Annotated in this window: 18 protein-coding genes and 3 pseudogenes; 15 read left to right on the forward strand and 6 right to left on the reverse strand. The window is 64.7% G+C overall.

Features of this window, described 5'->3' with window-relative positions; all coding sequences use genetic code 11:
- The first annotated feature begins 18 nt into the window (after positions 1-18).
- From PSR88_RS16545 to PSR88_RS16570, 6 genes are all read left to right on the forward strand, one after another.
- Positions 19-1,188 (forward strand): acyl-CoA dehydrogenase family protein, encoded by a 1,170-nt coding sequence (locus tag PSR88_RS16545; protein ID WP_016881967.1) that lies wholly within the window; start codon positions 19-21, stop codon positions 1,186-1,188.
- Positions 1,188-2,261: an acyl-CoA dehydrogenase family protein gene (locus tag PSR88_RS16550; protein ID WP_011595902.1), complete on the forward strand. Its 1,074-nt coding sequence runs from the start codon at positions 1,188-1,190 to the stop codon at positions 2,259-2,261. Before PSR88_RS16545 ends, PSR88_RS16550 begins: the two co-directional genes overlap by 1 nt.
- Entirely contained in the window at positions 2,258-3,874 is a 1,617-nt protein-coding gene (locus PSR88_RS16555; RefSeq protein WP_016881966.1) for an AMP-binding protein, read from the forward strand. Before PSR88_RS16550 ends, PSR88_RS16555 begins: the two co-directional genes overlap by 4 nt.
- Before the next feature lie 44 nt (positions 3,875-3,918).
- Positions 3,919-5,550 carry a flavin-containing monooxygenase gene (locus tag PSR88_RS16560; protein WP_016881965.1) on the forward strand — a complete coding sequence of 544 codons (1,632 nt, stop codon included), beginning with the start codon at positions 3,919-3,921 and terminating at the stop codon, positions 5,548-5,550.
- Between the two features lie 168 nt (positions 5,551-5,718).
- The gene (locus PSR88_RS16565; RefSeq protein WP_378592799.1) at positions 5,719-5,892 is read left to right on the forward strand and encodes a hypothetical protein; all 174 of its coding nucleotides are present in this window, start codon (positions 5,719-5,721) and stop codon (positions 5,890-5,892) included.
- Positions 5,893-5,937: 45 nt separating this feature from the next.
- On the forward strand, positions 5,938-6,804 hold the full coding sequence (locus tag PSR88_RS16570) for an SMP-30/gluconolactonase/LRE family protein (RefSeq protein WP_016881963.1): 867 nt from the start codon (positions 5,938-5,940) through the stop codon (positions 6,802-6,804).
- A 205-nt stretch (positions 6,805-7,009) separates the two neighbouring features.
- Here the strand turns inward: PSR88_RS16570 and PSR88_RS16575 are convergent.
- Positions 7,010-7,459, reverse strand: a pseudogene (locus PSR88_RS16575) (IS30 family transposase); the annotation flags it as partial.
- A 1,271-nt stretch (positions 7,460-8,730) separates the two neighbouring features.
- Here PSR88_RS16575 and PSR88_RS16580 point away from each other — a divergent pair.
- The 3 genes and pseudogenes from PSR88_RS16580 to PSR88_RS16590 all read left to right on the forward strand — a co-directional run.
- The gene (locus tag PSR88_RS16580) at positions 8,731-9,072 is read left to right on the forward strand and encodes a WhiB family transcriptional regulator (protein WP_011595908.1); all 342 of its coding nucleotides are present in this window, start codon (positions 8,731-8,733) and stop codon (positions 9,070-9,072) included.
- 132 nt (positions 9,073-9,204) lie between these two features.
- Positions 9,205-9,527 (forward strand): annotated as a pseudogene (locus PSR88_RS16585) (tryptophan-rich sensory protein); the annotation flags it as partial.
- A gap of 9 nt (positions 9,528-9,536) precedes the next feature.
- Positions 9,537-10,212, forward strand: a pseudogene (locus PSR88_RS16590) (acyl-CoA dehydrogenase family protein); the annotation flags it as partial.
- Positions 10,213-10,283: 71 nt separating this feature from the next.
- On the opposite strand, the gene PSR88_RS16595 reads toward PSR88_RS16590, so the two are convergent.
- The 3 genes from PSR88_RS16595 to PSR88_RS16605 all read right to left on the reverse strand — a co-directional run bounded on the left by PSR88_RS16595 (position 10,284) and on the right by PSR88_RS16605 (position 18,191).
- A complete protein-coding gene (locus PSR88_RS16595) occupies positions 10,284-14,120 on the reverse strand; it encodes an Ig-like domain-containing protein (RefSeq protein ID WP_016881958.1) in 3,837 nt (1,278 codons plus the stop codon).
- 184 nt (positions 14,121-14,304) lie between these two features.
- A complete protein-coding gene (locus PSR88_RS16600) occupies positions 14,305-16,854 on the reverse strand; it encodes a LuxR C-terminal-related transcriptional regulator (protein WP_237724036.1) in 2,550 nt (849 codons plus the stop codon).
- A gap of 107 nt (positions 16,855-16,961) precedes the next feature.
- Complete coding sequence (locus tag PSR88_RS16605) at positions 16,962-18,191, reverse strand: IS256 family transposase (protein ID WP_016880606.1); 1,230 nt, start codon at positions 18,189-18,191, stop codon at positions 16,962-16,964.
- Positions 18,192-18,453: 262 nt separating this feature from the next.
- On the opposite strand from PSR88_RS16605, the gene PSR88_RS16610 reads away from it, so the two are divergent.
- Both PSR88_RS16610 and PSR88_RS16615 read left to right on the forward strand, forming a co-directional pair.
- Positions 18,454-18,696, forward strand: coding sequence for a hypothetical protein (locus tag PSR88_RS16610; protein WP_148228402.1), 243 nt, complete (start codon positions 18,454-18,456; stop codon positions 18,694-18,696).
- A 170-nt stretch (positions 18,697-18,866) separates the two neighbouring features.
- On the forward strand, positions 18,867-19,358 hold the full coding sequence (locus tag PSR88_RS16615; RefSeq protein ID WP_148228403.1) for a hypothetical protein: 492 nt from the start codon (positions 18,867-18,869) through the stop codon (positions 19,356-19,358).
- A gap of 148 nt (positions 19,359-19,506) precedes the next feature.
- Here PSR88_RS16615 and PSR88_RS16620 read toward each other — a convergent pair whose 3' ends face one another.
- Positions 19,507-19,947 carry a MerR family transcriptional regulator gene (locus tag PSR88_RS16620; protein ID WP_157180104.1) on the reverse strand — a complete coding sequence of 147 codons (441 nt, stop codon included), beginning with the start codon at positions 19,945-19,947 and terminating at the stop codon, positions 19,507-19,509.
- 1,441 nt (positions 19,948-21,388) lie between these two features.
- On the opposite strand from PSR88_RS16620, the gene PSR88_RS16625 reads away from it, so the two are divergent.
- Positions 21,389-21,526, forward strand: a complete 138-nt coding sequence (locus PSR88_RS16625; protein ID WP_192815067.1) for a hypothetical protein — start codon at positions 21,389-21,391, stop codon at positions 21,524-21,526.
- A 29-nt stretch (positions 21,527-21,555) separates the two neighbouring features.
- Here PSR88_RS16625 and PSR88_RS16630 read toward each other — a convergent pair whose 3' ends face one another.
- Positions 21,556-22,110: a hypothetical protein gene (locus PSR88_RS16630; protein ID WP_011595918.1), complete on the reverse strand. Its 555-nt coding sequence runs from the start codon at positions 22,108-22,110 to the stop codon at positions 21,556-21,558.
- Between the two features lie 545 nt (positions 22,111-22,655).
- On the opposite strand from PSR88_RS16630, the gene PSR88_RS16635 reads away from it, so the two are divergent.
- The 3 genes from PSR88_RS16635 to PSR88_RS16645 all read left to right on the forward strand — a co-directional run bounded on the left by PSR88_RS16635 (position 22,656) and on the right by PSR88_RS16645 (position 23,824).
- Positions 22,656-23,048, forward strand: coding sequence for a WhiB family transcriptional regulator (locus PSR88_RS16635; RefSeq protein ID WP_029538956.1), 393 nt, complete (start codon positions 22,656-22,658; stop codon positions 23,046-23,048).
- Positions 23,049-23,195: 147 nt separating this feature from the next.
- Positions 23,196-23,339 (forward strand): hypothetical protein, encoded by a 144-nt coding sequence (locus PSR88_RS16640; protein WP_016881952.1) that lies wholly within the window; start codon positions 23,196-23,198, stop codon positions 23,337-23,339.
- Between the two features lie 194 nt (positions 23,340-23,533).
- Complete coding sequence (locus PSR88_RS16645) at positions 23,534-23,824, forward strand: amidohydrolase family protein (RefSeq protein ID WP_016881951.1); 291 nt, start codon at positions 23,534-23,536, stop codon at positions 23,822-23,824.
- Positions 23,825-23,896: the final 72 nt, after the last annotated feature.

Raw genomic sequence — 23,896 nt, forward strand, 5'->3', positions numbered from 1 at the left:
ATGAATGCTGTTTCACCTGTGCCGGTCGAGCAGATCACCGAGATCGCCGATCTGCGGCGCGAGGCTCGGAGGTGGCTTGCCGAAACAGAGATCCCCACCGTGCCGTTGGAGCTGGAGGAACGGTACAACGTCCTTCGTCGATGGCAGCGCACACTATTCGATGCCGGATGGATGGGGCTGGGATGGTCACGTGAAGCGGGCGGACGTGGCCTCACCGCGCGGCACCAGCAAGTCTTCTCCGAGGAGCTGGCGCGCGCTCATGCACCCGCCCCGATCGGATTGATCGGCCTCGATGTGGTCGGCCCCTCGATCCACCGGTACGGTTCGCCCGAGCAGCGCTCCCGTTTTCTGCCACCGCTGCTCACGGGCGAAGACATCTGGTGTCAGGGGTTCTCCGAACCCTCTGCCGGCTCCGACCTCGCATCACTGCGGACCCGCGCTCTTCGCCACGGGGACAAGTACGTCGTCAACGGACAGAAGGTCTGGACCAGTTGGGGCAATCAGGCCAGTTGGTGCGCATTGCTGTGCCGCACCGACCCCGACGCCGAACCCAAGCACGCCGGCATCTCCTACCTCATCGTCGACATGAGTTCCCCCGGAATCACCGTCCGTCCACTCGTCCAGATGACAGGCGATGCCGAATTCTGTGAGGTCTTCTTCGACAACGTCGAAGTCCCGGTCGGCAACCTGGTCGGCAAGGAAAACGACGGCTGGCGAATTGCCCTCGACACCCTGTCTCAGGAACGTGGCAACTATGCAATGCGCCGACAGGTGGAGATCGGCTGGGGTGTCGAGAAGACGATCGACGGACTACGAGGCACCTACCTGGAATCGACGACCAATCGTCGGATCAGCACCGCCATCGGAGAGTCACATGTGGCGCTGCGGGTGTTGGATGCTCAGATCCGCCGAACTGTGCAACGCCTGATCGACGAAGTGGGACCACATCCGCTCGACTCGATCGACAAGCTCGTCCTCAACGACGCAGAGCAGGTGGTCGGCCGCGCCCTCGTCGATCTCCTCGGACCGTTCCGCCTCGACGCCGAATCACAACCTCTCGGGCTGAACGCCGCGCAGTTGATTCACGATCATTACTTCTCGCGTGCCGCATCGATCTACGGCGGTACATCGCAGATCCAACGCAACATCGTTGCCGAGCGGCTGCTCGGCCTACCCAGGAGCCGATGATGAGTCTCACCGCAGCTGACGTGGACCTCGTCACCCCGATCCGCGAATTCTTTGACCGCCGTGTCACATCCGACTACCGCCATGCCCTGCTCAGTGGCGGCGGCTGGGACCCGGAGCTGATGGCCGAACTCGACGACCTCGGCTGGTCCGAGCTGACCCGCCCCGAAAACCGCGGTGGTCTAGGAATCGACCTGACCGCAGTCGCCGGTCTGATCGCCTTGGTCGGTGATCGGCTCGTACCCGGCCCCCTGGTCGAGCAACTGATCTTGCCGGCGTACCTCGACATTCCCGACGGTTCGCTCGTCGCCTTCGCCGACCCTGCCGTCACTCTCGACTGGGCATCCTCGATCGGTTCCGTGCACATGGAATCGGGGCAGATCCAGGGAACGATCGAACTCGTACGCTTCGGCGCCGAGGCCGACTCGCTGGTACTGGCAGTCGACGGCCCGGACGGACCGGCGCTGCTGCTCCTACCGGGCAGTGACCCGGCGCTGGCGCTCACGCCGATCAGCAGTTCCGATCCCACATCGCATTACGTGCGCCTGGAGATCGCATCGCGAACTGTCACCGACGCCGAGATCCTAGCCACCGGAATCGAAGCGGCCACACTCCTACGACAGATCCGGGCATGGTTCCGGCTTCTCACCGCGTGCGAAATCAGTGGTATCGCCCGCCGTATGCTCGAGAAGACTGTCGAGTACGTCGCGCAGCGCCAGCAATTCGGCAAGCCCGTCGGATCCTTCCAAGCCGTGAAACACATTGCGGCGTCGATGGCACAGGCGGCCATCTCGATGGAGGCGCTCTGCGAGGCAACGGTTTCCGATATTGCCTCTGCCGAGGTTGATTTCGACATCGAGATGGCAACGTGGACGGCCAAGGCCTATGCCGCCGGCGCCGGACGACAGGTGGTCGAGGACGCCTTGCAGTTGCATGGCGGGATCGGCTTCACCACCGAATACGACCTACACTGGTACTACCGCCGCGTCCTCGCCCTGCGGACCTGGTATGGGGACGAGCACGAACTCCACGCACTCATCGGTTCGCGGCGCCTGACCGACGGAGTCGACCGATGATCACCGCAACTCACACCGATTCCGCGCGCCGCGACCGCTACCTCACCAGCGGCGAGTGGAGCCACAGCACGATCGATTCTGCATTGGCCGAGTATGCACACCATCATCCCGATCGGCTGGCTGTGGTCGATGGCGATCGTCAGGTCAGTTATGCCGAACTCGACGCCATGATCCGCCGGTTGGCCGGCGTGCTACTCGAGCGTGGGATCCGGCCGGGGGACTCGGTGGTCTGGCAGTTGCCGAACTGGCTTGAAGCGATTGTCGTACATCACGGCGCGCTGCGGATCGGCGCCGTCTCCACCCCGATCATCCCGATCTATCGACATCGCGAAGTGCAGTTCATTCTGAAGCAGTCGCGAGCGCGTATCGCGTTTGCGCCCGGCATGTTCCGCACCTTCGACCACCGCGGGATGTTCGACGAGCTGGCGCCCACGCTTCCCGACCTCGAGCATGTGATCACCGTTCGCGGTTCCGACAACGAGTTCGACCACCTCCTCTCGGGAGCAACTCCACTCGACAATCCCGTCGAGCACGCCAGCACCGATATCGCATTGCTTCTGTACACATCCGGAACCACCTCCGATCCGAAGGGTGCTCTACACACCCACGAAAGCCTGGATTACGAGAACCGGAGCATCATCGAACTCTTCGATCTGACCGGCGAGGACATCGTGTACATGCCCTCACCGGTCGGTCACATCACCGGAATTCTGTACGGACTGCAGTTGCCGTTCATGCTCGGCAGCCATGTCGTGTTCCAAGATATCTGGGACCCCGGCGCCGGTCTGGAGTTGCTGCAACGCCGACGCTGCACGTTCGTCGTCGGTGCCACACCCTTCTTGCACGGACTGGTACACCACCCGGATCTCGCCGAGTACGACATCGCCCTGCGGGTTTTTGGTTGCGGTGGCGCCGACGTACCCCCCGAACTGATCCGGCAGGCCGAGGAGCAGCTGGGCTGCACCGCGACCCGCATCTACGGATCGACCGAATTCCCGACTCTGTCCGGCGGAAACGCGAGCGATCCGCTGGACAAGCGCGCCACCACAGACGGGCGTCCTATCGGGTCCGCAGAAGCGAGGACTGTCGATGAGCACGACACTCCGGTCCCCCCGGGCGCGGTCGGCGACCTGCAGGTTCGCGGCCCTGACCTGTTCACCGGATACCTCGATTCGAGACTCAATGCGGATGCCTTCGCCTCGGGTGGCTGGTTTCGGACCGGTGATCTGGCGGTGATCGACGAGGACGGGTACATCCAGATCACCGGTCGGCGTAAGGACATCATCGTCCGGGGCGGGGAGAACATTTCCGCCAAGGAGATCGAAGACCTGCTCTTCGAATATCCCGGTATTGCCGATATCGCGGTGGTCGGCATGCCCGACCCGATCATGGTCGAACGCATCTGCGCCTATGTGGTACCGAGCGACCAGGCGCATCCACCTGCGCTGGACGAGCTCACGTCGTTCCTGCGCGAACATCGGATGGCTACCCAGAAGCTGCCCGAGCGGCTCGAAGTCGTCGAACAACTACCGCGGACGGCGACAGGCAAGATCCAAAAGTTCATCCTGCGTGACCGAATCCGGGACGCTCTGACCTCCGACAACGCTGTCTGATCGCACTCCCCATCTCCCTCGTACCCCTTCCGGAAGGAAATCCAGTGAACACCACACTCCTCGAGGAGCTCGACGTCCTCGTTATCGGCGGCGGCTTCTCCGGCGTCTACCAGCTCGACCGGCTGCGCACCCTCGGCTACAACGTCAAGATCTACGAAGCCGGCACCGGACTCGGCGGCGTCTGGCATTGGAATTCCTATCCAGGTGCACGCGTCGATACCTGGGCGCCGGTCTACCAGTTCTCGCGTGAAGAGCTCTGGCGCGACTGGAACTGGAGCGAGATGTACCCCGGTCGTGACGAGCTGGTTCGCTACTTCGAATACGTCGACGACAAGCTCGACCTGAGCAAAGACGTCCGCTACGAGACCCGTGTCCTGGCAGGCCGATTCGATGAAGAAACCCATAGGTGGACATTGGTCTCCCGCAACGAGCGCACCGGTGAAGAATTCACCACCCAGGCGCAGTTCGTGATCATGTGTCTCGGTGCCGGCTCCAAACCCCTCTTCCCCAACATCCCTGGCCTCGAGAAGTTCGGGGGCGACTGCTTCCACACAGCACGCTGGCCACTGGAGGGCTACGACCTTGCGGGCAAGCGGGTCGCCGTCATCGGCACCGGAGCCAGCGGCGTCCAGGTAATCCAGGAGGCCTCGAAGGTCGCAGATCATCTGACGGTGTTCCAGCGCACCCCCAACACCGCGCTTCCGATGAATCAGCGGGCGCTTGGCGAGGCGGACAATGCCGAGATGAAGAAGACCTACCCGGAGCGATTCGCCAATCGCAAGAACACCTGGGCCGGTTTCGATTATGACTTCCTCAAAGAGAACATCCAGGATCTGACCGAGGAACGTCGCAACGAAATACTCGAGGAACTCTGGACCAACGGTGGACTGCAGCCCTGGCTGGGCGGCTTCCTGAATGTCCTGTTCGACAAGGACGACAACGACATCCTGTACGCGTTCTGGCGGGACAAGACACGTCAACGTATCACCAGGCCGGAGTTGGTGGAACTGCTTGCACCGACCGAGCCGATCCATCCGTGGGGCGTCAAGCGTGTCTCCCTGGAGCAGAACTACTTCGAGAGCCTGTGCCGTGACAATGTCGAGCTCGTCGATACCTCTGCCAATCCGATCCGGGAGGTCGCCAGTGACGCCATCATCACCGCGGACGGTATCCGACACGAAGTCGATGTCATCGTGCTGGCCACCGGCTTCGACTCGGTCACCGGAGGCTTGACTGCCATCGATATTCGCGGCACCGGAAATGAGACCTTCGAGGAGGTGTTCCGCGGCGGCAGCCGTACAGCACTAGGCAAGGCGACAGTAGGCTTCCCGAATCTCCTGTACGTCTACGGACCCCAGAGCCCGAACGCATTCTGCAATGGTCCGACATGCGCCGAACTTGAAGGCGAACATCTGATCCAGATCGTCGAGCACATGCGGAACAACGGCTACACCCGTATCGAGGCCAAGCCGGAAGCCCAGCAATATTGGGGCGCGCATATCGCAGAGCTGACCTCGGCCACCCTTTTCCCGCTGGCCAAGTCTTGGTACATGGGCGCCAACGTGCCCGGCAAAACCGTCGAAATGCTCATGTATCCCGGCGGACTTTCGGTATACCTCGAGATCCTCGAGAAGGCTGCTGCCGGTGGATATCAGGAGCAGTTCGAACTCGTCTGATCTCACCTGACCAGCCACCCGATCGGAACCCGAGGGTAGACATGCTCATACATGTCGTGACATTCACCTTCAAGCCGTCCATCTCGACCAGTTGAAATCGACGAATTCTAAAGGGAATTCAAATTTTTCGGCGACCCAATACCGTACGCGCGCAATGTCCGACACGGTATCGACCTCGGAAAGCGACCGAACAACGCCAGCTACGCACTGGTTCCCCATTTCCAGGACGAAGCCGACTTCCAGCAGTATCTCGACCACCCTCTCCACAAGGAGCTGATCCAGTCCACAATCGTGCCCAAGTGTGAATCCTGGCTCGGGGACCAATTCCTGACAGCCGAGTGACAATCACCCAGTACCTCAACCCGCACGGACTAAGGAGTTCACGCGATGGCTATCTACCAACCCACAGTATTCTCGACCGGGCATCAGTTTCTCGAGGCACCTCGCTGGCATGACGGAAAATTCTGGGCCAGCGACTTCTTCAGCGAACAGGTGCTCACCTTCGCCGAGGACGGCACCGCAACGCCGATAACCAAAGTGCCCGGACGACCGTCCGGACTCGGTTTCCTACCCGACGGGACCCCCCTTGTCGTCTCGCAGAACGAGCGGTCGGTGTATCGCATCACCGCCGGCGGCAAGCTCGAGCAGTATGCCGACTTCAGCGCACTGGCTGGAGGGATCGGCAACGACCTGTATGTGTCACCGGCGGGCGACGCGTATGCCGGCAATTTCGGATTCGCACTCGGTGAAGAGGATCCCAAGCCGACCCACCTCGTGCACATCCGGGCCGACCGCAGCGTCTCGCAGGTTCCTGGAGATCTGATCTTCCCCAACGGCTGCGCACGTACCCCCCATGGCACCCTGCTGGTCGCGGAAACCTTCCCGCACCGCATCAGCGCGTTCGACATGGCGGAGGATGGCGGTCTGACCAACCACCGAGTATGGGCGCAGCTCGACGAATCGTTTCATCCCGATGGCATCGCCCTGGACAGTGACGGCGGCCTCTGGTTCGGGAACGCGTTGACCCTCGGCGCCGACAGTGGCTTCTATCGCGTCGTCGAAGGCGGCCAGATCACCGATAAGGTCGAGGTCACCGACGCGTGGGCAGTGGCGTGCGCATTCGGCGGAGAGAACCTCGACACCCTCTACCTCTGCTGCAACACAACAACGCTCGACGAGTTTCACGAAGGACGCTCGACCGCTCATGTGGCCGTCGCGCAGGTCGGGCGCACCGGAGTTCCGGCGTCCATCTGAACGTGAGGAGACAGGCGTGAACACCATGATCGTCACAGAAGGCCGCGGCGGGATCGGGCTTGCGACAGCGCGTACCCTTCAGAAGATTGTCCGAAGCGCCAGGTCGTCCTGGTGGACCTCGACGCTGGCGAGGCCCCCGGCCTTCACTGATCGAGTCCCCGCGACGGCCGGGTTCATCGCGGGCGATCTTTTCGACCGGGCGGATTCATGCGGTCGTTGCACCATCGAGTAGTTCGTTGAGCTTTTCGGCTGGAGTATGCCAGTCGTGGGTTTTGCGGGGTCGGTCGTTGAGTTCATCGGCAACGAACCGCAGGTGCTCCTCGGAGTGCACGGACAGATCGGTGCCCTTGGGGAAGTATTGGCGCAGCAGCCCGTTGGTGTTCTCGTTCGAGCCTCGTTGCCACGGGGAGTGCGGATCGCAGAAGTAGATCTGCACCCCCGTGTCGACGGTGAACCGGGCGTGTTGGTGCATCTCGGTGCCCTGATCCCAGGTGATCGACCGGGCCAACGCCGACGGGAGCTCGCCGATCTTCGCCGCCTTCGCCTCGCGCACGTTCCGGGCGGAGTGCCCGTCGGGCAGGTGCAGCAGCAGCACGAACCGGGTGCTGCGTTCGACGAGGGTGCCGATCGCCGACCGGTTGGCTTCGCCCATGATGTAGGGGTCGGACCGGGGCGCGGTGCCGGGGTTGCTCCCGGTCCGTTTCCCCGGCCCGCCCTCCGCACCGGACGTGCGACTCTTCGGAATAAGTCTTTCCGCCACCGGCAGAGGAGCAAAGGTCCGAGACTTCAATTGGTCTCGAACCTGCCCCAGGAATGCGACCGTCTCGGCGTCCCCGGTGATGGATACAGGTGCCAGACGGTCGACACCGGCCGAACGTGCGCCCTTGTTGCCCCGCACCCGCTCCCACGCGACGGTGAGAAAATCTTCGGTGGTGGACGAGGTTGAACACATCATCGAAGAGGCGGTCGGGATCGTCGACCGCCCAGTGGTGCAGCTTGCGTTGCATCTGTCGTACCCGCCATGCCGCCCGATCGGGATCGGGCCATGACAGCTCACCGGTATTCACCAGCGCCTCCGTTCGTGTCGTACTCGCTGCATCAAATTCCGCTGGGGCCCTTCGCCATGTACGAGGCTTTCCCCGCTCGGACTACTACGGCCCCTCCGCGTGGCCATCGTCAGACGACGCGTCAACCCGACCAGCCGACCCCTGGAAGAGGCCGATACTCGGGAGCCTCGCGGTGGTTCATGCTTGCCGGACCCAGACCATCCGGTAGTGCTGGCCTGTCCCGTCGTCCCACGTTCACTGCTAACCGCTCGAGGAGTGAGGTGCCCACCTATGCCCCTGCGATATCGCCACGGCTACGCCGCAGGCATTCACCGTGGCCTCCGGAGCCGACGACCTAAACCGACGTGGCGATTGAGCCGGTCACCGACGACGCTCGCGAACGAGACGGCGGATGTGACGCCAGTTACTTTCGAGCGATACCCTTCAGTATCGTTCGCCGTGTCGCTACCATCAATTGCACACCGTTTACCACCTCGTTAGAGGTGGCCGAGTGTGGATCATCCGGGTTCGTCCCGGTCCCACCGATGTCGAGCCCAGGCATCAACGCACCGAACCGCCCTGCGGACGTGGTGCCGCACCGATCACAGTCCCGGACCCAGGTCTGTCGCTGCCGCTACCCGACTGCCGCCTCCCGGGCATCAGAAGTGACACCGCGATGTGTCGAGGGGTCATGTCGCACAACATCTTCGGATGAAAAGTATGACAACGTGGTTGTTCCCGGGAGGCCACGCCAACCCACACCGATCCGCTTGGCATACCACGACAGCAAGCAAGCCCACCTCCGCCGGCCACACCCACGCGCTCCACCCTTACCGACAGATCGGCCCACCGCTCCACTCCGAAAGCGACCCAGCCCGCTGTGCCTAATCACTTCCACCACTCCCCCGCCCGGGACTGGCAACACCGCGCCTCCTGCCGCGGCACCGACACCGACCTGTTCTTCTCCCCCGACGGTGAACGCGGCAACGTCCGCGCCCGACGTGAGCGCGCCGCCAAACAGATCTGCCAAGACTGCCCCGTACTCGCACAGTGCCGCGCCCACGCCCTCACCGCCACCGAGGCCTACGGCATCTGGGGTGGCATGTCCGAAACCGAGCGCACCCGCCACATCCGACGCACCCGCTTCCCAGCCCGCCACCGCGACGCCACACACGCCCCGGCACCACACCACCACCGCTCTACCACCTGCTCGCGCACGTGACGAACACGTGGGCGGTGACATCGATACCCCCGTCACGGCTCCGCCTCCGAAACCTGCGAACGTATCTCCGCAAACCGGCAGACGGCACTCCTGAAGTCCCCATCCTCGACAACGGACTTTCTCCCGGAAGGAGTGACAACGAGCGGATCGATCGAATCATCGCCTCACGACGGTGCCCGTGTGCTCGTCGTCATCCTCTCCGCGGTGGTGGCGGTCGTGGGTTCGATCATCGGTTCAGGGGCGCCTGGTGGGAACCCCGATCTCCCAGGTCGCCGACGCCACCGCAGTGGCCCCCGGCGGAGCCTGCCTTCTTCTCCAACTGGACCCTGATCTACCTCGGGTTCCTCACGCTCGCGATCTGGCAGGCACTGCCCGCGCACCGCACCGATCCTCGGCAACACCGCGCCGGGTGGTGGCTCGCCGCGGCGATGATCCTGAACGCGGTATGGATAGCCTAGGTGAACGTCGTCAACGGCGCGAAGACGTTCATCGCCGGTGGCCGCCATGCAGGACGTGTCCTGGTGGTCTGCCGCACCTCGCCGCCGGAGAAGGGCAATCGCCGCGCCGGGTTGACCATCCTCGCGATCGACAGCACCTCACCGGGGTTCACCATCGGTCGTATGCTCGACAAACTGGGCCTGAAAGCTCAGGACACGTGCGAACTTTCGTTCGACGACGTCTGCGTCCCGGTCGAGGACCGCATCGGGGAAGAAGGGCACGCCTTCCGGTACCTTTCCCAGAACCTGCCGCAAGAGCGCCTGGTCAATGCCATCGGCGCCGGCGCCTCCGCCCGCCGGGCAGTCGAGCACACGGTGGACTACACCCGCAGCCGTACAGCGTTCGGCACGCCGATCGCTGGGTTCCAGAACACGAAGTTCGTCCTTGCCGACTGCGCAGCCGACATCGCGGCGGGACAGGCACTGATCGACGACGCCATCGAGAAGCACGACACGAACGCACTCACCCCTGCACAGGCCGCACTGGTCAAGCCGTGGACCACCGAAATGCAAAGTCGGGTCGTCGACAAGTGCCTACAGCTGCACGGCGGCTACGGCTACATCACCGAATACCCCATAGCCAAGTTTTACGCCGATGCGCGGGGAAACCCGCATCTTGGGTGGGACCAGCGAGGTGATGCGACACGCACGACCAAGGCCCCCGCTCCCGCAAGGGATCGGGGGCCGTTCGCGTCTTCCACCGTGTCGGTTCGGTCAGGTGAGCACAGCGGCGGGTGCGCCGCCCGGTGCGCCGGTGACGGCATACACGGCGCCGTCGGCGTAGTCGGTCACGTACAGCGTTCCGCCGGTGTCCGGATCGACGAGCAGGATTCGGTAGGGTCCATACGATCCGGAGGTCGAGCCGTCCGGGTCGGTCACGAAGGTCCCGAGCACGGCGTGTGTCGAGGTGTCGACCACCGAGACGGTCCGGCCGTCCGCGCCGGAGACATACAGCAGATCGCCGTCCGCGCTGATCGCCACGTCTTGTGCTCCCTCGGGCAGCCGGACCGTCGCGAGCTGGGTCCCGTAGGTGGTACTGGACGGGTCGACGTCGATCACCGCGACGACCTCGTATCCGCCCGTCACACGCCAGAGCCGTCCGGTGCCGTCGACGATGAACTGTCCGTTGGAGTAGCCGCCGCTGGCGAGCTCCACCGTGCTGACGTGGTACGTGGCATAGGCCCGGGTGCCGACCGCGTTGACAGCGACACTGCTGACGACATCGGTGAACTCGCTGCTCGAGCGGGTGAGGTCCCACACCGGCCCGACGGTGACCTCCGCCGTCCTGGTCATGGACTCGGTGTCGATCACGGTAACGGACGCACCGCTCGTGCCGTACAGGTGACGGCCGTCCTCGCTGACGGCCAGATCGGTGAAGTATCCGAGGGACTGCGAGGTCACGAGGGTGTTCGTTGCAGTGTCGACCACCGACACCGTGCCGTCCTCACCGCTGGCGTAGAGGCGCGTCCCGTCGGGGCTGACGGCCAACTCCTGCGCCAGGGAATAGCCCTGGTAGTCGGGGGAGGTGGGCAGCCAGATCGTGTCGACGACGGTGTCGGTGCTCGTGTCGATCACCGAGATGGTGCCGGTATAGGGACTGTTGACGTACACGCGGTCGACCGCCGGGGCGGCCGCGATGTTCGACGACGCCCAGTCGACCGTGATCGGCGCACCGACGACCGTGTTGGTGTCGCGGTCGACGACCTGCACGAAGCCGTCCTCGCTCACGACGTACAGCCGGTCGCCGACGAGAACCGCGCCGGTCGGGCTGCCTCCCGCCGGGATCGATGTCGAGTCGATGTCGAACCCGCCCGCGGCAGGCGCCGGCGTGACCGGGACGGTGACGTCGACGTTGGTCACGTACTGGCCGTCTCTGACGGTGAAGGTGACCGTGTCGGTGTCCGGTCCCTCCGACTGTCGGGCGAGGTCGCGGGCGGCGGCGGTCGGGGTGAAGACGAACGCCCCGTCCCCGGTGGCGACGACGGAACCGGACGGTGGTGCGGTGTAGGTGAAGGTCACGGGGTCGCCGTCGGGGTCGGGCGGGAGCGTGATCGTGACCGCGCCGTCGGACGTGCTAGGAGCGCCGACCGTCGATGCCGCGGATGGCGCGGAGTTGACCTGGGTGAGAGACAGTGCCCGCACCCGCCCGTCGACTGCGTCGGTCACACGCCACCGAGTGCCGTCGGCGCTCATGGCGATGCTGTGCGCGCCGGCCTCGGGGGCCGAGTCGATACCGACATTCGACACCACCTTGGCGGTCGCGGTGTCGATCACCCACAACCGATCCGAGTCGGTCACGACGTACGCGGCGCTGCCGTCGTAGCTGACACGCACGGCGGTCGGCCGAGCCCCGACGGCCACGGTGCCGACGACTTTGTTGGTGGCGGTGTCGATGACCGAGAGGGTGTTGCTGCCGCTGTTGGTGACGTACGCGCGGGTGCCGGTGGGGTTGACGGCGACGGCGTTGGGTGTGGTGCCGACCCCGACGGTGGCGAGGACGGTGCTGGTGGCGGTGTTGATCACCGACACGGTGCCGCTGCCGCTGTTGGTGACGTACGCGCGGGTGCCCGCGGGGTTGACGGCAACGGCGTTGGGTGCGGTGCCGACCCCGACGGTGCCGACGACCTTGTTGGTGGCGGTGTCGATCACCGACACGGTGCCACTGCCGCTGTTGGTCACGTACGCGCGGGTCCCGGCCGGGTTGACGGCGACGGCGTTGGGTGCGGTGCCGGTCGTGACGGTGGCGACAACCTTGTTGGTGGCGGTGTCGATCACCGACACGTTGCCGCTGCCGCTGTTGGTGACGTACACCCGGGTCCCGGCCGGGTTGGCCGCGACGCCGGTCGGCGAGGTGCCGACGGGCACCGAGCCGACGACGGCGTCGTTTGCGTCGAGCACGGAGACGCTCTTCGAACCCTGGTTTGCCACATAGGTTCTGGTGCCGGCGAACACCACACCGGACGGGTTGGACCCGACAGTGGTGGACTGCACTTCCTGCATCCGTGCCGCAGATACCGGAACCTGCACCTGCACGTCCACCTGGTTGCTGGACTGGACGTCGGTGACGGTGACAATGAACGAGTCGTAATTGGCGTTCGGGTCCAGCGCGGCCGGGTTCAGCGCGGCCGCAGAGGCTGCCTGGCGCGCTGCCTGGGTTGGGGTGTACTTGAAGCCGCCGGTACCGTCGACGGTGACCGTTCCGCCGCTCGGCGGTCCGGTGACCTCGTAACGAAGTTGGTTGCCGGACGCATTGATCGAGCCGAGCACCGTACCGGTGCCGCGATCGGGCGCATAGACGATCGGCCCGGCAGTGGATGCAGAGCTCGTGCCGGTGGATGCGGCGCTCGCGACGGCGAACGATTCGATCGGCTCGCCGGTCGCAACGGGGGATGTTCGTGTTCCGGCGACCGATTCGATCGGCTCGCTGGTCGTGACGGGGGCGGCAGCCAGCGCTCGGCTCGCGTCGGTGGTGATGGCCTTCTCCTGTCGACGGCACCACGCCGCGGCCAGTGCCCAGAACGTCGGCGACTCGATCGGAACCTGTGGGTCATTCGACAGGAACGGACGAAGACCGAGGGCGCCGAGCACCTTCGACACGACGCTGGATGCGACATCCACCGCCGGGATGGGCAGAGACGGGGCCAATGCCTGCGTCCCGACCTGCGGCGCGTCCGCACGGGCGTCGGATACCCGGCGCGCCAGGGCCGTCGTCCCGTCGATCGTGGTGATCGCGGGAGCCACCGCCGAAACTGCAGCCGGAATCACTGCCGGCGCGGCCGGGACGGGTCCGCGCATTGCCGGGCCCTCCACCATGGCCGGCGGGGCGAGTGCCGTGCCGAAGCTGCCCGTCACCGGGGTGGTCGATGGGTTCGGCGCAACGGCGCTGCCCGCAGGTGCGCGGTCGTGACCCTGTGCGGGTGCCGAGGACGAGGACGAATCCGATCGCTCGGCGACTGCTCCCGCCGGAGGCCGGTCGGCCGGCGCGATCGCGGCCCCGGACACGTCGATGGTGTCCGGGGCCGTGGTGGCAGAACTCGATCCGACCTGCCCGGACTCGTCTGCTGTTGTGCCCGGATCCGGCATGCCACCGCCGTCCGCCGTCGACGAGCCGTCGGGTGTCGTGGGGTCGGGTGGCGTGCCGGTGTCGAGGGTCGTCGCGCCGGACCCGTTCGCCTCGTCGTTCGAGGTGGAGGACGTGGATTCGGTGCCCGCGGTGGAGTGGGTATCGGTGCCGGAGGTGGATTGCGAATCCGTGTTCGAGTCGCCGGTCGTCGACGATCCGGATCTGCCGCTCGCCGAGTCCGAGTCGGTACCCGATGCGCCGGATGACGTCCGGTCCGACGAAGTCCCGTCCGTGGATCGGTCCGTGGATCTCCGGTCGGACGACGTCTTGTCGGAGGATGCCTGGTCGGAGGAGTCGGAACTCGACGACGTGGACGAGTCGCCGACGGACGGTGCTGCCACCGCCATGCCCGCCGGCGCGACCGCAAGCCCTATGCCCACTGCCACCGCCAGCTCGCCGAGGTGCTTCAGATGCTTGTCGTCAATCATGGGTTACTCCTCCATGAGGACGCTTCGAACTGCAGTCCGGACGCACCATCCAAGGGCTGGGCTGGCTTATCGCCTCGAAGCGCTTCTCGAGTTGCATGGGACAGCAATGATCGTCTCGCTCAGTCGCGGATCTGAACCGCGTAGTCGACTACGCGATTTTTCTGGTTACTGCGGCGACGCGCGATCAGCGCAGTCTGGCGTGGTAGCGGTGGCCTTCGACTGTGCGGACGGAGACTCCGAGGCGTTCGGCGATCTCTTTGTTGGTGAAGCCCTGGGAGACGAGGGCGACGATTTCGCGCTGCCGTCTCGTCAGTGGGGTGGTTTCGACGGCTTGGCGCAGTGCGGGGGTGTTGACTCCGCGGTGGGTGCCTGCCAGCGTCCTGGCACGTTCGATGGCTGTCAGTGCGGAACCGTGATGTTGCTGTTCGCGGAAGAGAGTTCCGGCTTGGGCCGAGGCATCGGTCGCTGCGACAATGTCACCGATTTCTTCGTACCGCCGTGAGGCTTCGGCGAGTTTTTCGCCGTTTACACTGGTCAGACCATTGGCATGCAGTGCAACGGCGTGGACGCGTGGCCCGTCGACGAGCGCGGTGAGCTCGTTCACCCGGTGCGCTGTGGTGCGATCGCCGAATTGCGATGCGGCTTGCAGACACAGGAGTTCTTGGCCGAAGTGGCCGCGTTCGGCCGCGATCGAGGCCGCCTTCCGGGCGATGCGGATTGCATCGGCGATCATCTCCTGGGCGGCCGCAGCCCATGCTTTGGCGAGGGTGCACGCTGATCGGAGGAAGCCGTAGGGATTCAGCGTGTCGAGATCGCGCACCAGCTCCGCTGCGCGTTTCCCGTCCCCGCGACGCGATAACGCGAGAATCAGGTAAACCCGGCAGCTGACGACAGCTGATCTGTCGTACGTGGTGGTACGGAATTCGCGATCCGCCCTGTTCAGAACCTCGAGCGCAGCGCTCAGATGACCTTGGGACAGGTCCACATAGCTGTAAAGCAGTGAGACGAACAAGCCTATGGTGCCGGGAGTGTTCGCGGCATACTCGACAAACTGGGTCATGACTTGTTCCGCGGCCTGAAGGTACCCCGCGATGAACATTGCTTCGATGTGGAAGTAGACGATCCCGTACTCCAGCGCGGAAGCATCACTAGATGTTGCGACCAAAGCGGAGGCACGCTTGGTCAACGGAGAAACCTTGGCGGCATTTCCCGAGTAACCGTGGGCAATGACCAGGGCGCATGAGGTGAGCACGAATGCCATATCGCTCGGCGCAGCCTGAAAGACCACGTTTCCTGCGGCGATCGCGCGGTCAGGTCGGCCTTGCACCGACTCGAGGAGTGCTTCGAATGCGGCTAGCTCGGATGATTTGTGATTATAGGGCGCTACCTTGGCGATTGCCAGTTCGTGCCTCGCCCGTTCGGGATCGCCGAGGCTCCAGCAGAGGGTGCCGACTCGCATAACGGACAGTCGCCGTTGCTCCTCGATCGTTAGCGCGTTCTGATCGAGCGCCTCGAGCAGGGTGAATGCATCCTGCGCCCGACCGACGTGATGGAGCACCCAGTAGTGCAGCATCGCGCCTTGGAAGCCGCTGTCAGATATATGTCCGGCGTCCGCGAAACGAAGGGCGAGGGGAGCATCGTGGAGCCGTAGTGCGGTGGCGGTGGCGGCGAGGTGAAGCCCCAGGTCGGGTGGCAGGTCGGATTCGAGGGTCAGCAATGCGCGTCGCAACAAAGCTGCGGGTGTTGGATCAGGACGGGTGGACAGAGCGGTTGCGAGACGACCGCGCAGGCGGCGCAGTTGTAGGAGGTTGCCAGTGCTGCGACGGACTTCACCGTAGAGGGGGTGGCTGAGGCGGACGGCGATATCGCCGTTGTCGCTGGTCATGTCGATGAGGCCGCGGGAATGCACTTCCTTGACCGCATGCGGGCTGGTGAGGATTTCCAACACCGTGCCGTCAATGGGTTCGCCAATCGCGAGGTAGTCGAGGACTTCTGTCGTGTCATCGGTCAGCGAACCAAGCTGGCCGGTAATGAGTTTGGCGAGGGTGGGTGAGACGACGGGTTCACCGCTCCACCGCCAGGTGCCGACGTCGCGCACGAGCCGTCCGGCGTCCCGTTCCTGGCGAACGAGATGCCGGAGGAACAGCACATTGCCGCGGGTCAGGTTCCACAGTTCGGCCGCCGTTGCGGGGGCGACGGGCCCAGCTAGCGCTTGCGAAAGCAAGCGTTCAGTGTCGTTCTTGCCCAAGGGATCTAAATCGATCCGGTTGAGGAACCCATCTTTCCAGAGGGTGGTGATGGTGTCGGGGACCGGTTCGGTGCTGCGCAGGGTGAGCACGACCCGGGCAAGGCCGCGCTGCACGAGTTGCTGGATGACGACGACGGACAGGTCGTCGAGCAGGTGAACGTCGTCGACGGCCACGACTACGGGCTTGTCGCCAGCAGTGAGCGCTTTGATGACGGTATGGATGACCATCATCGGGTCGGCCTGCGAGATCGGCGCCCATTGAGCAAACGCTCCCAACGGAAGAGTTCGGGCCGAGGCCGTAGCCGTGACCCACCGGACGGCGTGCCGTTTGGCAAGTACGGCGACGGCGGCACTCGCCAACCGACTCTTGCCAACACCGACACCGCCCGCCACAAGGACCCCAGAGTCATCACCAGAGCCTTCGATAACCGCCCAGATGCGCCGCAGTTCCTCATCCCGGCCAACAAGTGGCCAGACACCGTCCACGGCGCAATCTTAGCTACTGCGTTAGTAGGCGGCGGGAAATCATCGATCCCTGACGCTCCGGATAGAGCCCCGTGGGGTGGTGGGCTTTGAGGTCGAATCCTCGGTGCCTACTCGCCACGGTTGATCGCGGCGATGGTCCCAGTATCGCCGCTGGGATCTAGCAACGCCATCGACCCCTCGGAGAGGTAGCGGCGCTCGCCGGACTGCCACTCATCGTGCATGTCGGCCAGGACCGCACCGACGAGTCGGATCACGGCCGCCTCGTTCGGGAAGATGCCCACGACACGGGCTCTGCGCTTGATCTCCTTGTTTACCCGCTCCAACGGATTGGTCGACCAGATCTTCGACCAATGTGCCCGCGGAAACGTGCTGAACGCCAAGACCTCCGCCTTCGCCTGGTCCATCAAGGGACCGATCTTGGGGAACCGGCCGGCCAACTGATCGCGGACCTCGTCCCACGTGGAGGCCGCGGTCGCGGGATCGGGCTGGGCGAAGATCGTGCGAAACACGGCGGCGACCATGTCGGAGTGCGACTTGGGGACGTGCGCCAACAGGTTTCGCGCGAAATGCACCCGACACCGCTGGTGCCCCGAGCCCTGGAACGAGCGCCGCAAGGCCGCGACCAGGCCGGCATGCTGATCGCTGATGACCAGTCGGACACCGGACAGGCCGCGTTTCTTCAGCGAAGCGAGGAAGCCGCGCCAGAACACCTCGTCCTCACTGTCCCCGACATCGAGGCCGAGGACCTCACGCGCACCCTCGGCGGTGATCCCCGTGGCGACCACGACCGCCATCGATGTCACCTGCGAAGAGGAGTTGCGTACGTGCAGGTAGGTCGCGTCGAGGTAGACGTAAGGAAACGCGGTGTGGTCGAGCGAGCGGGTGCGAAATGCGCCGACGACCTCGTCGAGGCCGGCGCAGATCCGCGACACCTCGGACTTGGAAATTCCCGAATCGATTCCCAGAGCCGCTACCAGGTCGTCCACGCTGCGGGTGGAAACTCCGTGCACGTAGGCCTCCATCACCACCGCGTACAGTGCCTGGTCGATCCGTCGGCGGGGCTCGAGGATCGAGGGGTAGAACGAGCCCTTGCGCAGTTTCGGGATCCGCAATTGGACGTCGCCGGCTTGGGTGGCCACCAGCCGGGACCGGGCTCCGTTGCGTTCGGTCGTGCGGGCCTCGGTGCGTTCATAGCGGCCGGCGCCGATCTGTTCGGTCGCTTCGGTTTCGATCAGTTCTTGCATAACCATCCGGACCGATTCACGGATCAGATTCACTCCATCTCCGGTACGGAATGCGTCGAGTAGCTCGGACAGGGCAGACTGGGACAGGGCCATCGGTGGACCTCTTTCTTCGATGCGTGCTTGGCCGTACACACCGAAGATCCCGCCGATGGCCCTCTCTACGTCGGAGCCGCGCCGCTCAGCCCCAAACCCCACCACTCCACGGGACGCCTACACGCTCCGCGTCTTTCAGCGGTAGTTGGCGCGACGGATCCCCCGCATTCACGCCGAAGCGATGAGACGCCAATACACCGCGCCATCTGTCATCGACCCTGAGACGGGTAAACGCCGTGCCGGCCAGGTCCATGGTCGTCCGATGCGACTTCGTGCACTCGAAGATCCGATTCTCCAACCAGTGCTTCGTAGTGACAGTCGCGGTTGGTACGACAGCCAGGACTTTTACCAGCGGGAGTACCTGTACGAACTGACCGATTTACCGCAAACCCGAGACCTGCCGCTGGTCGCTGAGTGGCCCGAGATCGGACTCGAACCTGTGACCACGCACCTGGTGCTTCCTGACCCGTCAGAGCTTGCCGGCGCGATCATTCCTCTGCCTTAGCGGAATTCGACGACCGTTGGTGGATCCGCTCGCGGGAACCACCTGTTCGCCGACGCGTTTCCGGACCGTTCCGCAGGTGGTTCGGTGACCTGTCATTGAGCGTCAGCGGATCCTCCGGCGGGTACTCGAAGATGGTTACAGAGTCGATCGGACTGGGGAAGGTGAGACGAGTGCGATACACGGGCGGCGCAGAGGTCGACCGCATGTTCTGTCTGAAGGACGAGGATGAACGCGCATGGGAGGAGCTTCCGCCACTTCCGGAAATCGGTTTCGGCCTAGCCGGCAGCGATCCCGGGATGGTCTACGTCTATACCGGGATGTACATGGGTCCGCTCGATCTCGAGGTGCAAGTGCTCGGCGACCGTCCAGTCACTGTCGACGACGGTTGGGAAGACATCGAGGAGGTTTCGTTCGAGACATTTTCCGACACTGTCACCGTGCTGACCGACTCGGAGACGCCGATCGCTGGTTTTCCGCCTACCGTTCTCTCCGCCGGCGCGGGAACCTACCGCGTCCGAGTCCACTCGTTCGGGCGTGACCTTATGTGGGACCTCGTCGCGGAAGTGCCGTTCGAGCAGTACAAGATTCAGATCTGGCCCGCCAGACTAGCCGGCCCGGTCGTGGTCCAACATCGGAGTGTGCACGCGGTGATGGGCCGCTGAAAGGCCTCCGATTTTGTCTGCTCATCGATGGTTTAGCGGGACCGCACGCCGACGCCTCGCATGGTGTTGAGTTCTCGCAAAGGCCCGAGGTGAGGTCGCCGAGCGGATCGGGCGGCTTCCGCGGAATGAACCTCGGGGCGGCGGCGTGTCAGCCGGATGCGGGGCCTGGCTGATCCGACGTGGTGCGGGGGGTGTGCTGGAGTTCAGCGTTGATGCGTCGGGCCTCGGCGAGTTGGTCTTCCAGGATGATGATGCGGCACGCGGAATCGAGCGCGGTGCCCTGGTCGATCAGTTCGCGGGCTCGGGCGGCGAGACGCAGCTGGTACCGGGAGTAGCGGCGGTGGCCGCCCTCCGAGCGCCCGGGGGTGAGCAGCTTCGCGGCGTCGAGGCTGCGCAGGAATGCCTGTGTCACGCCGAGGATCTCGGCGGCGTGACCCATGCTGTACGCCGGGTAGTCCTCGTCGTCGAGCTTCCCGGCCGCGCGTCGGTCGGGCGAATCTTCCGGAATGGGGTGACACCTTTCCAACGGACAGGGCCCCCGGCGCCGTGAGGCACCGGGGGCCGGAGCGGGTTTCACTTCCTTGTTCACTGCACTTCTTCCGGCTGTCGGGCCTTCGTGCCGCCCGGCAGCCGCCGGATATGCCGGGGCCTTACACACTCATATCAACCCTTGCCCGGCACATCCTGGTCTTGCGTTACTTCTCTGCGGGCAGTTCATTCTCTCCCGCACCTCGTGAACTCTTTCCTTGCGACGAGAGGAACTCTACAACGGCGACGCCTCAATGTCTACAGTCATCACTGCAGATATTCTGGAGCGGTTGACCGGGGATTTCACACCCGGCAGCCGACTTTTCTGTCCACGTCGGCGGCCGCTCGCTCGACGGACCGGCTCTCGTTGATCGATGACGGACGACGAAGTCGGCAGTCGCAGTAGGCGTCGAGATGTCCGTTTCCTCAGATCAGGTGTGGTCGTCCCGATCCGTCGTCGGCCGGATTACTGGTATCGAGATCGGGAATCAGATGTGAGTGCCGGATCGATATTCAGGGAGTATCGGCATGGCGCAGGGCATTACGAAGTGCGCAGAGTTCGGCGTGTACGGGGACCGGGACGAAGCATTCCGGGTCTGCGCCGGGCTACGCGCCCAGGGATACGACGCGGGCGTATGCGGCGGTACCGGTGAGCGGATCGAACACGTCGATCCCACGCAGCCGGCACCCGATACGGACGCACATCTCGCACCTGCACCCGAGGGGGCGTCGGAGAGCACGCCGTGGGAAGCCGGGGTGGACGTGGTCGCTTGCCGTCCCCGGTGGGGTTGGCATCGTCGCGGAGTCCCTCCTGCAGCCGTCTTTTGCTGCAGCGGAAGGACTCACAGCATGTTCGCGCCGGCGCGAGCCGCGTAGCTCGGTGGCGGCTGCAGCAGCTACTGGTCTGAACTGATGCAGCCTGGACCGCTCCGATGCTCCGGACCATCGGAGTGCCTGCCTGGTGAATACCCCGGCTGCGCCGCACCAACGCGAACACCTGGGCGGAGATCCGGCGGGGCGTCGGGCGGCCCCGCAGATGCTGCGGGCACCTGCTGTGCCCGGCGTTGTGAGCGCCCGCTTCCCCATCACCGGTCGCGGGCACACGGACGCCACCCCTACGACAGAGAGCGTGTTGGCCGTGCCGGCGAAACAGGAACACCACACACCCCCCGGTTCCGATCAGACGGTGGCCTGAGAGCCCGCCGCCAGCCACCGGCGGCATCGAGGTCCACCGTCGGCGCCCTCTGGCCGCACAAACACACCTGACGCTGGAGTTGGTCCGGATCACCGCGTTCGACTCCGGGCTGAGCGTGCATCTGACGCTTACCGCCAACGGTCGACCCGCGGTGGCGGCGCGGATGTAGACCCGCCCCCTCACCGACGCCCGCGACAGCTCCGGGCACTGGTCGTACCTCGATGTCTGGATTGGAGCCGATCAGCTTGCGGTCGCCGACCCGTACCGTGCCCGTCCGGACCTGCGCGCCGGGGACGGCGGCGTGTGCATGTACCGCACCGAACCGCACTACTGGATCCCCATACCCCCACCCACACCGTTCCTGACGATCACCGCCGAATGGGCCCAGATCGGCCTCGAATCCGTCGTCACCACCTTGAACCTGACCACCCAGCCCCGCAGCTGACGTTCCCCTCAAGGAACGCGGTCGCGACGTCAGGCGGCCAGGTCCGGGGGATCGGGAGCATCGACGTCCAGGAGGAAGTCGAGCCAGATCAGGGCGTCGGCGAGCAGCGTGGCCCGCTGCACCGGGTCCAGCTCCCGCCCGGCCGCCGCGAGCCGCTCCGCTCCTGCCTCGGGGTCGTCGGCCAGGAACGCCCCGGCCGTGCGCAGCACCCAGTCCCCGGATTGCGGAAGCTCCGCGGGGTCGACTACACCGCCGTCCGTGCGATGCACGTCAACGGCGAACTCCTGTCCCGACGGCGCGGGTCCGAGACGGGCCACGATCACCTCCGCGATCGCCTCGATCACCCAGGCCAGCACCTGCTCGTAGTCCGGATGCCCGGAACCGGGATGAGGATTGCACCCCATCGCCGACAGCGCATGCGAGAGGGTGGCACTGTCGCGGTCTCCGACCAGCTCCACCAACCGTCCCCCGATGACCGCCGCATCGACCGGCCGCGCCGCCTCTGAATCCATGACCACCGAGTGCCCCGCCACACCGGCGTGCACACCGGCACCCGCGTCCGACGCGACCGGACCGGCGTGCACGCTCGCTCCGGCCGTGTTCGGTGGTGACACCCCGCCCGCGCCTCCATTGGGTTACGACACGATGGTCGGATCCGACTCCGTTTCCCACACCATCTTCATGGAGCAACCAGTGTTGCGAAATAGGACACAAGTCATCTCATCCCTACTTTTACCCTTCTCAGGTGCGCACTCCATGTGCATATTCGGAACCGTTCCATGTCCCATCCCCCCGCTAGAGGAGGTCGCGAACTCGCACAGCCGGGCGATACTTCTACCTCGGCCCGCGCCCCACGTTGGTGCGCCCACGGCGGCGGCCCTCCCGAGGTGATCAGAACCGATTTCGGGATGGACACCGCAGCGTTCTGTCGGGCACTGGTCGCGTATCTCGACGTCGCCGCGCCGGCACCGCTGCGGCCGCTTGGTCGAGCAAGTGATCACCGTCGCTCGTCGAAGGTTCTGGCTGGGCACCTGAACCTAAAGAGACCGTCCGGACTGATTGTGAAGAATGTTGTTTGCGAAAGGATTACCGCGGTGACAGGTCCGCAGCACAAATACCCGTGAGTGAGATGAGTGAGACCGATCCGATGACTTGTATATCCGCTCGTGCGCCGAACACTGTGCCGGCTTCCCGCCGTGAAGGTACGCCACGGACCGGACCGCCCGCCGACCGTGATCGTGGAGATTGGCGCATGCTGGGGTCGTGCCGGAATGTCGAGTCGTCGTTGTTCTTCTCTCCAGAGGGGGAGCGTGGTCGGGACCGGGCGCGGCGCGAAGCGCACGCCAAACGCGTCTGCCAGGACTGCCCGGTGCTCACCGAATGCCGCGAGTACGCCCTGACCGCTGCCGAACCGTACGGGACGTGGGGCGGGATGTCCGAGAACGACCGCAGACGGCACATCCGGCCCCGGCAACGAGAGGGGCGGGCCGCCGACCTTCCTGACGTGGAACCGCTGCGCTGACAGACGATGCGCCGCCCTGAGAACTTCCACATCCTGTCTGGAATGCACGGGGTTGCTCGAAATCGACCCGCGAGCCCCCTACGAGATTCTTCGGACTGAGTATTGATGTAAGCGGTAGTGGTACTGAGCATTTGGTAGGTAAATCGGATGCGGATGATTCTGGCGTCTTCGATCACCTCGCGGCCGCCGGTGCTGTGCCGGGGCGGCATGAGCACCGCGGAGATCAAAGCGAGGATCGAGGCCATGTTCGCCGACGACCGACGACCGGTCAGCCAGACGGGTCCACTCTGACACATCAAGGGGGACAGGATGAATGTGCTACTTCTGCTGGTTTTGCTGATCACCGCGGTCGCTGTCGTGCTGGCGATGCAGACCGACGAGTAGTCCCGCTTTCGGCACTGAACGGCGCGTCACCGACCGGCGTTCTACTGGTCTTCGTTCCCTTTCAGCAGTTCATCGATGGTTGCTGTCTCGGTGGCTTCCTCATGGTCGTCGAACAGCGTTCCGATTCCTCGATCACCACCAGCGGGAACTTCCGCACCCCGGCCCTTTTGAACACCATTCCAGAAGTCGGTGCCGACCGGCTGCTGTTCTCCGCCGACTACCCGTTCGAGGACATGCGCGAAGCCGCGGAATGGTTCGACCGGCTGGAAATCAACGACAACGACCACATCAAGATCGCCCGCACCAACGCCCCAAGCACTGCTGAAACTCTGAGCACCACCAGCCCGCGGCGGGACCACGGATATCAAGCTGCTTTTTCTGCTGAACGATGAGGAGCATCGAAGGGGCGACAGCGGCAGGCACGTAACGGAATCCATCACCAACCTGCCGAATCCACACCACAC

Source organism: Rhodococcus sp. DK176, from assembly GCF_038447315.2.
Lineage (GTDB): Bacteria > Actinomycetota > Actinomycetes > Mycobacteriales > Mycobacteriaceae > Rhodococcus_F > Rhodococcus_F jostii_A.

What these genes read in the sequence shown, in the direction of transcription:
- PSR88_RS16625 (WP_192815067.1), top strand. Translation starts at nt 21,389, where the DNA reads ATGTACCGCACCGAACCGCACTACTGGATCCCCATACCCCCACCCACA.
- PSR88_RS16605 (WP_016880606.1), bottom strand. Translation starts at nt 18,191, where the DNA reads ATGGCCCTGTCCCAGTCTGCCCTGTCCGAGCTACTCGACGCATTCCGT.
- PSR88_RS16570 (WP_016881963.1), top strand. Translation starts at nt 5,938, where the DNA reads ATGGCTATCTACCAACCCACAGTATTCTCGACCGGGCATCAGTTTCTC.
- PSR88_RS16635 (WP_029538956.1), top strand. Translation starts at nt 22,656, where the DNA reads ATGAGTGAGACCGATCCGATGACTTGTATATCCGCTCGTGCGCCGAAC.
- PSR88_RS16645 (WP_016881951.1), top strand. Translation starts at nt 23,534, where the DNA reads ATGGTCGTCGAACAGCGTTCCGATTCCTCGATCACCACCAGCGGGAAC.
- PSR88_RS16610 (WP_148228402.1), top strand. Translation starts at nt 18,454, where the DNA reads ATGCGACTTCGTGCACTCGAAGATCCGATTCTCCAACCAGTGCTTCGT.
- PSR88_RS16640 (WP_016881952.1), top strand. Translation starts at nt 23,196, where the DNA reads ATGCGGATGATTCTGGCGTCTTCGATCACCTCGCGGCCGCCGGTGCTG.
- PSR88_RS16595 (WP_016881958.1), bottom strand. Translation starts at nt 14,120, where the DNA reads ATGATTGACGACAAGCATCTGAAGCACCTCGGCGAGCTGGCGGTGGCA.
- PSR88_RS16550 (WP_011595902.1), top strand. Translation starts at nt 1,188, where the DNA reads ATGAGTCTCACCGCAGCTGACGTGGACCTCGTCACCCCGATCCGCGAA.
- PSR88_RS16555 (WP_016881966.1), top strand. Translation starts at nt 2,258, where the DNA reads ATGATCACCGCAACTCACACCGATTCCGCGCGCCGCGACCGCTACCTC.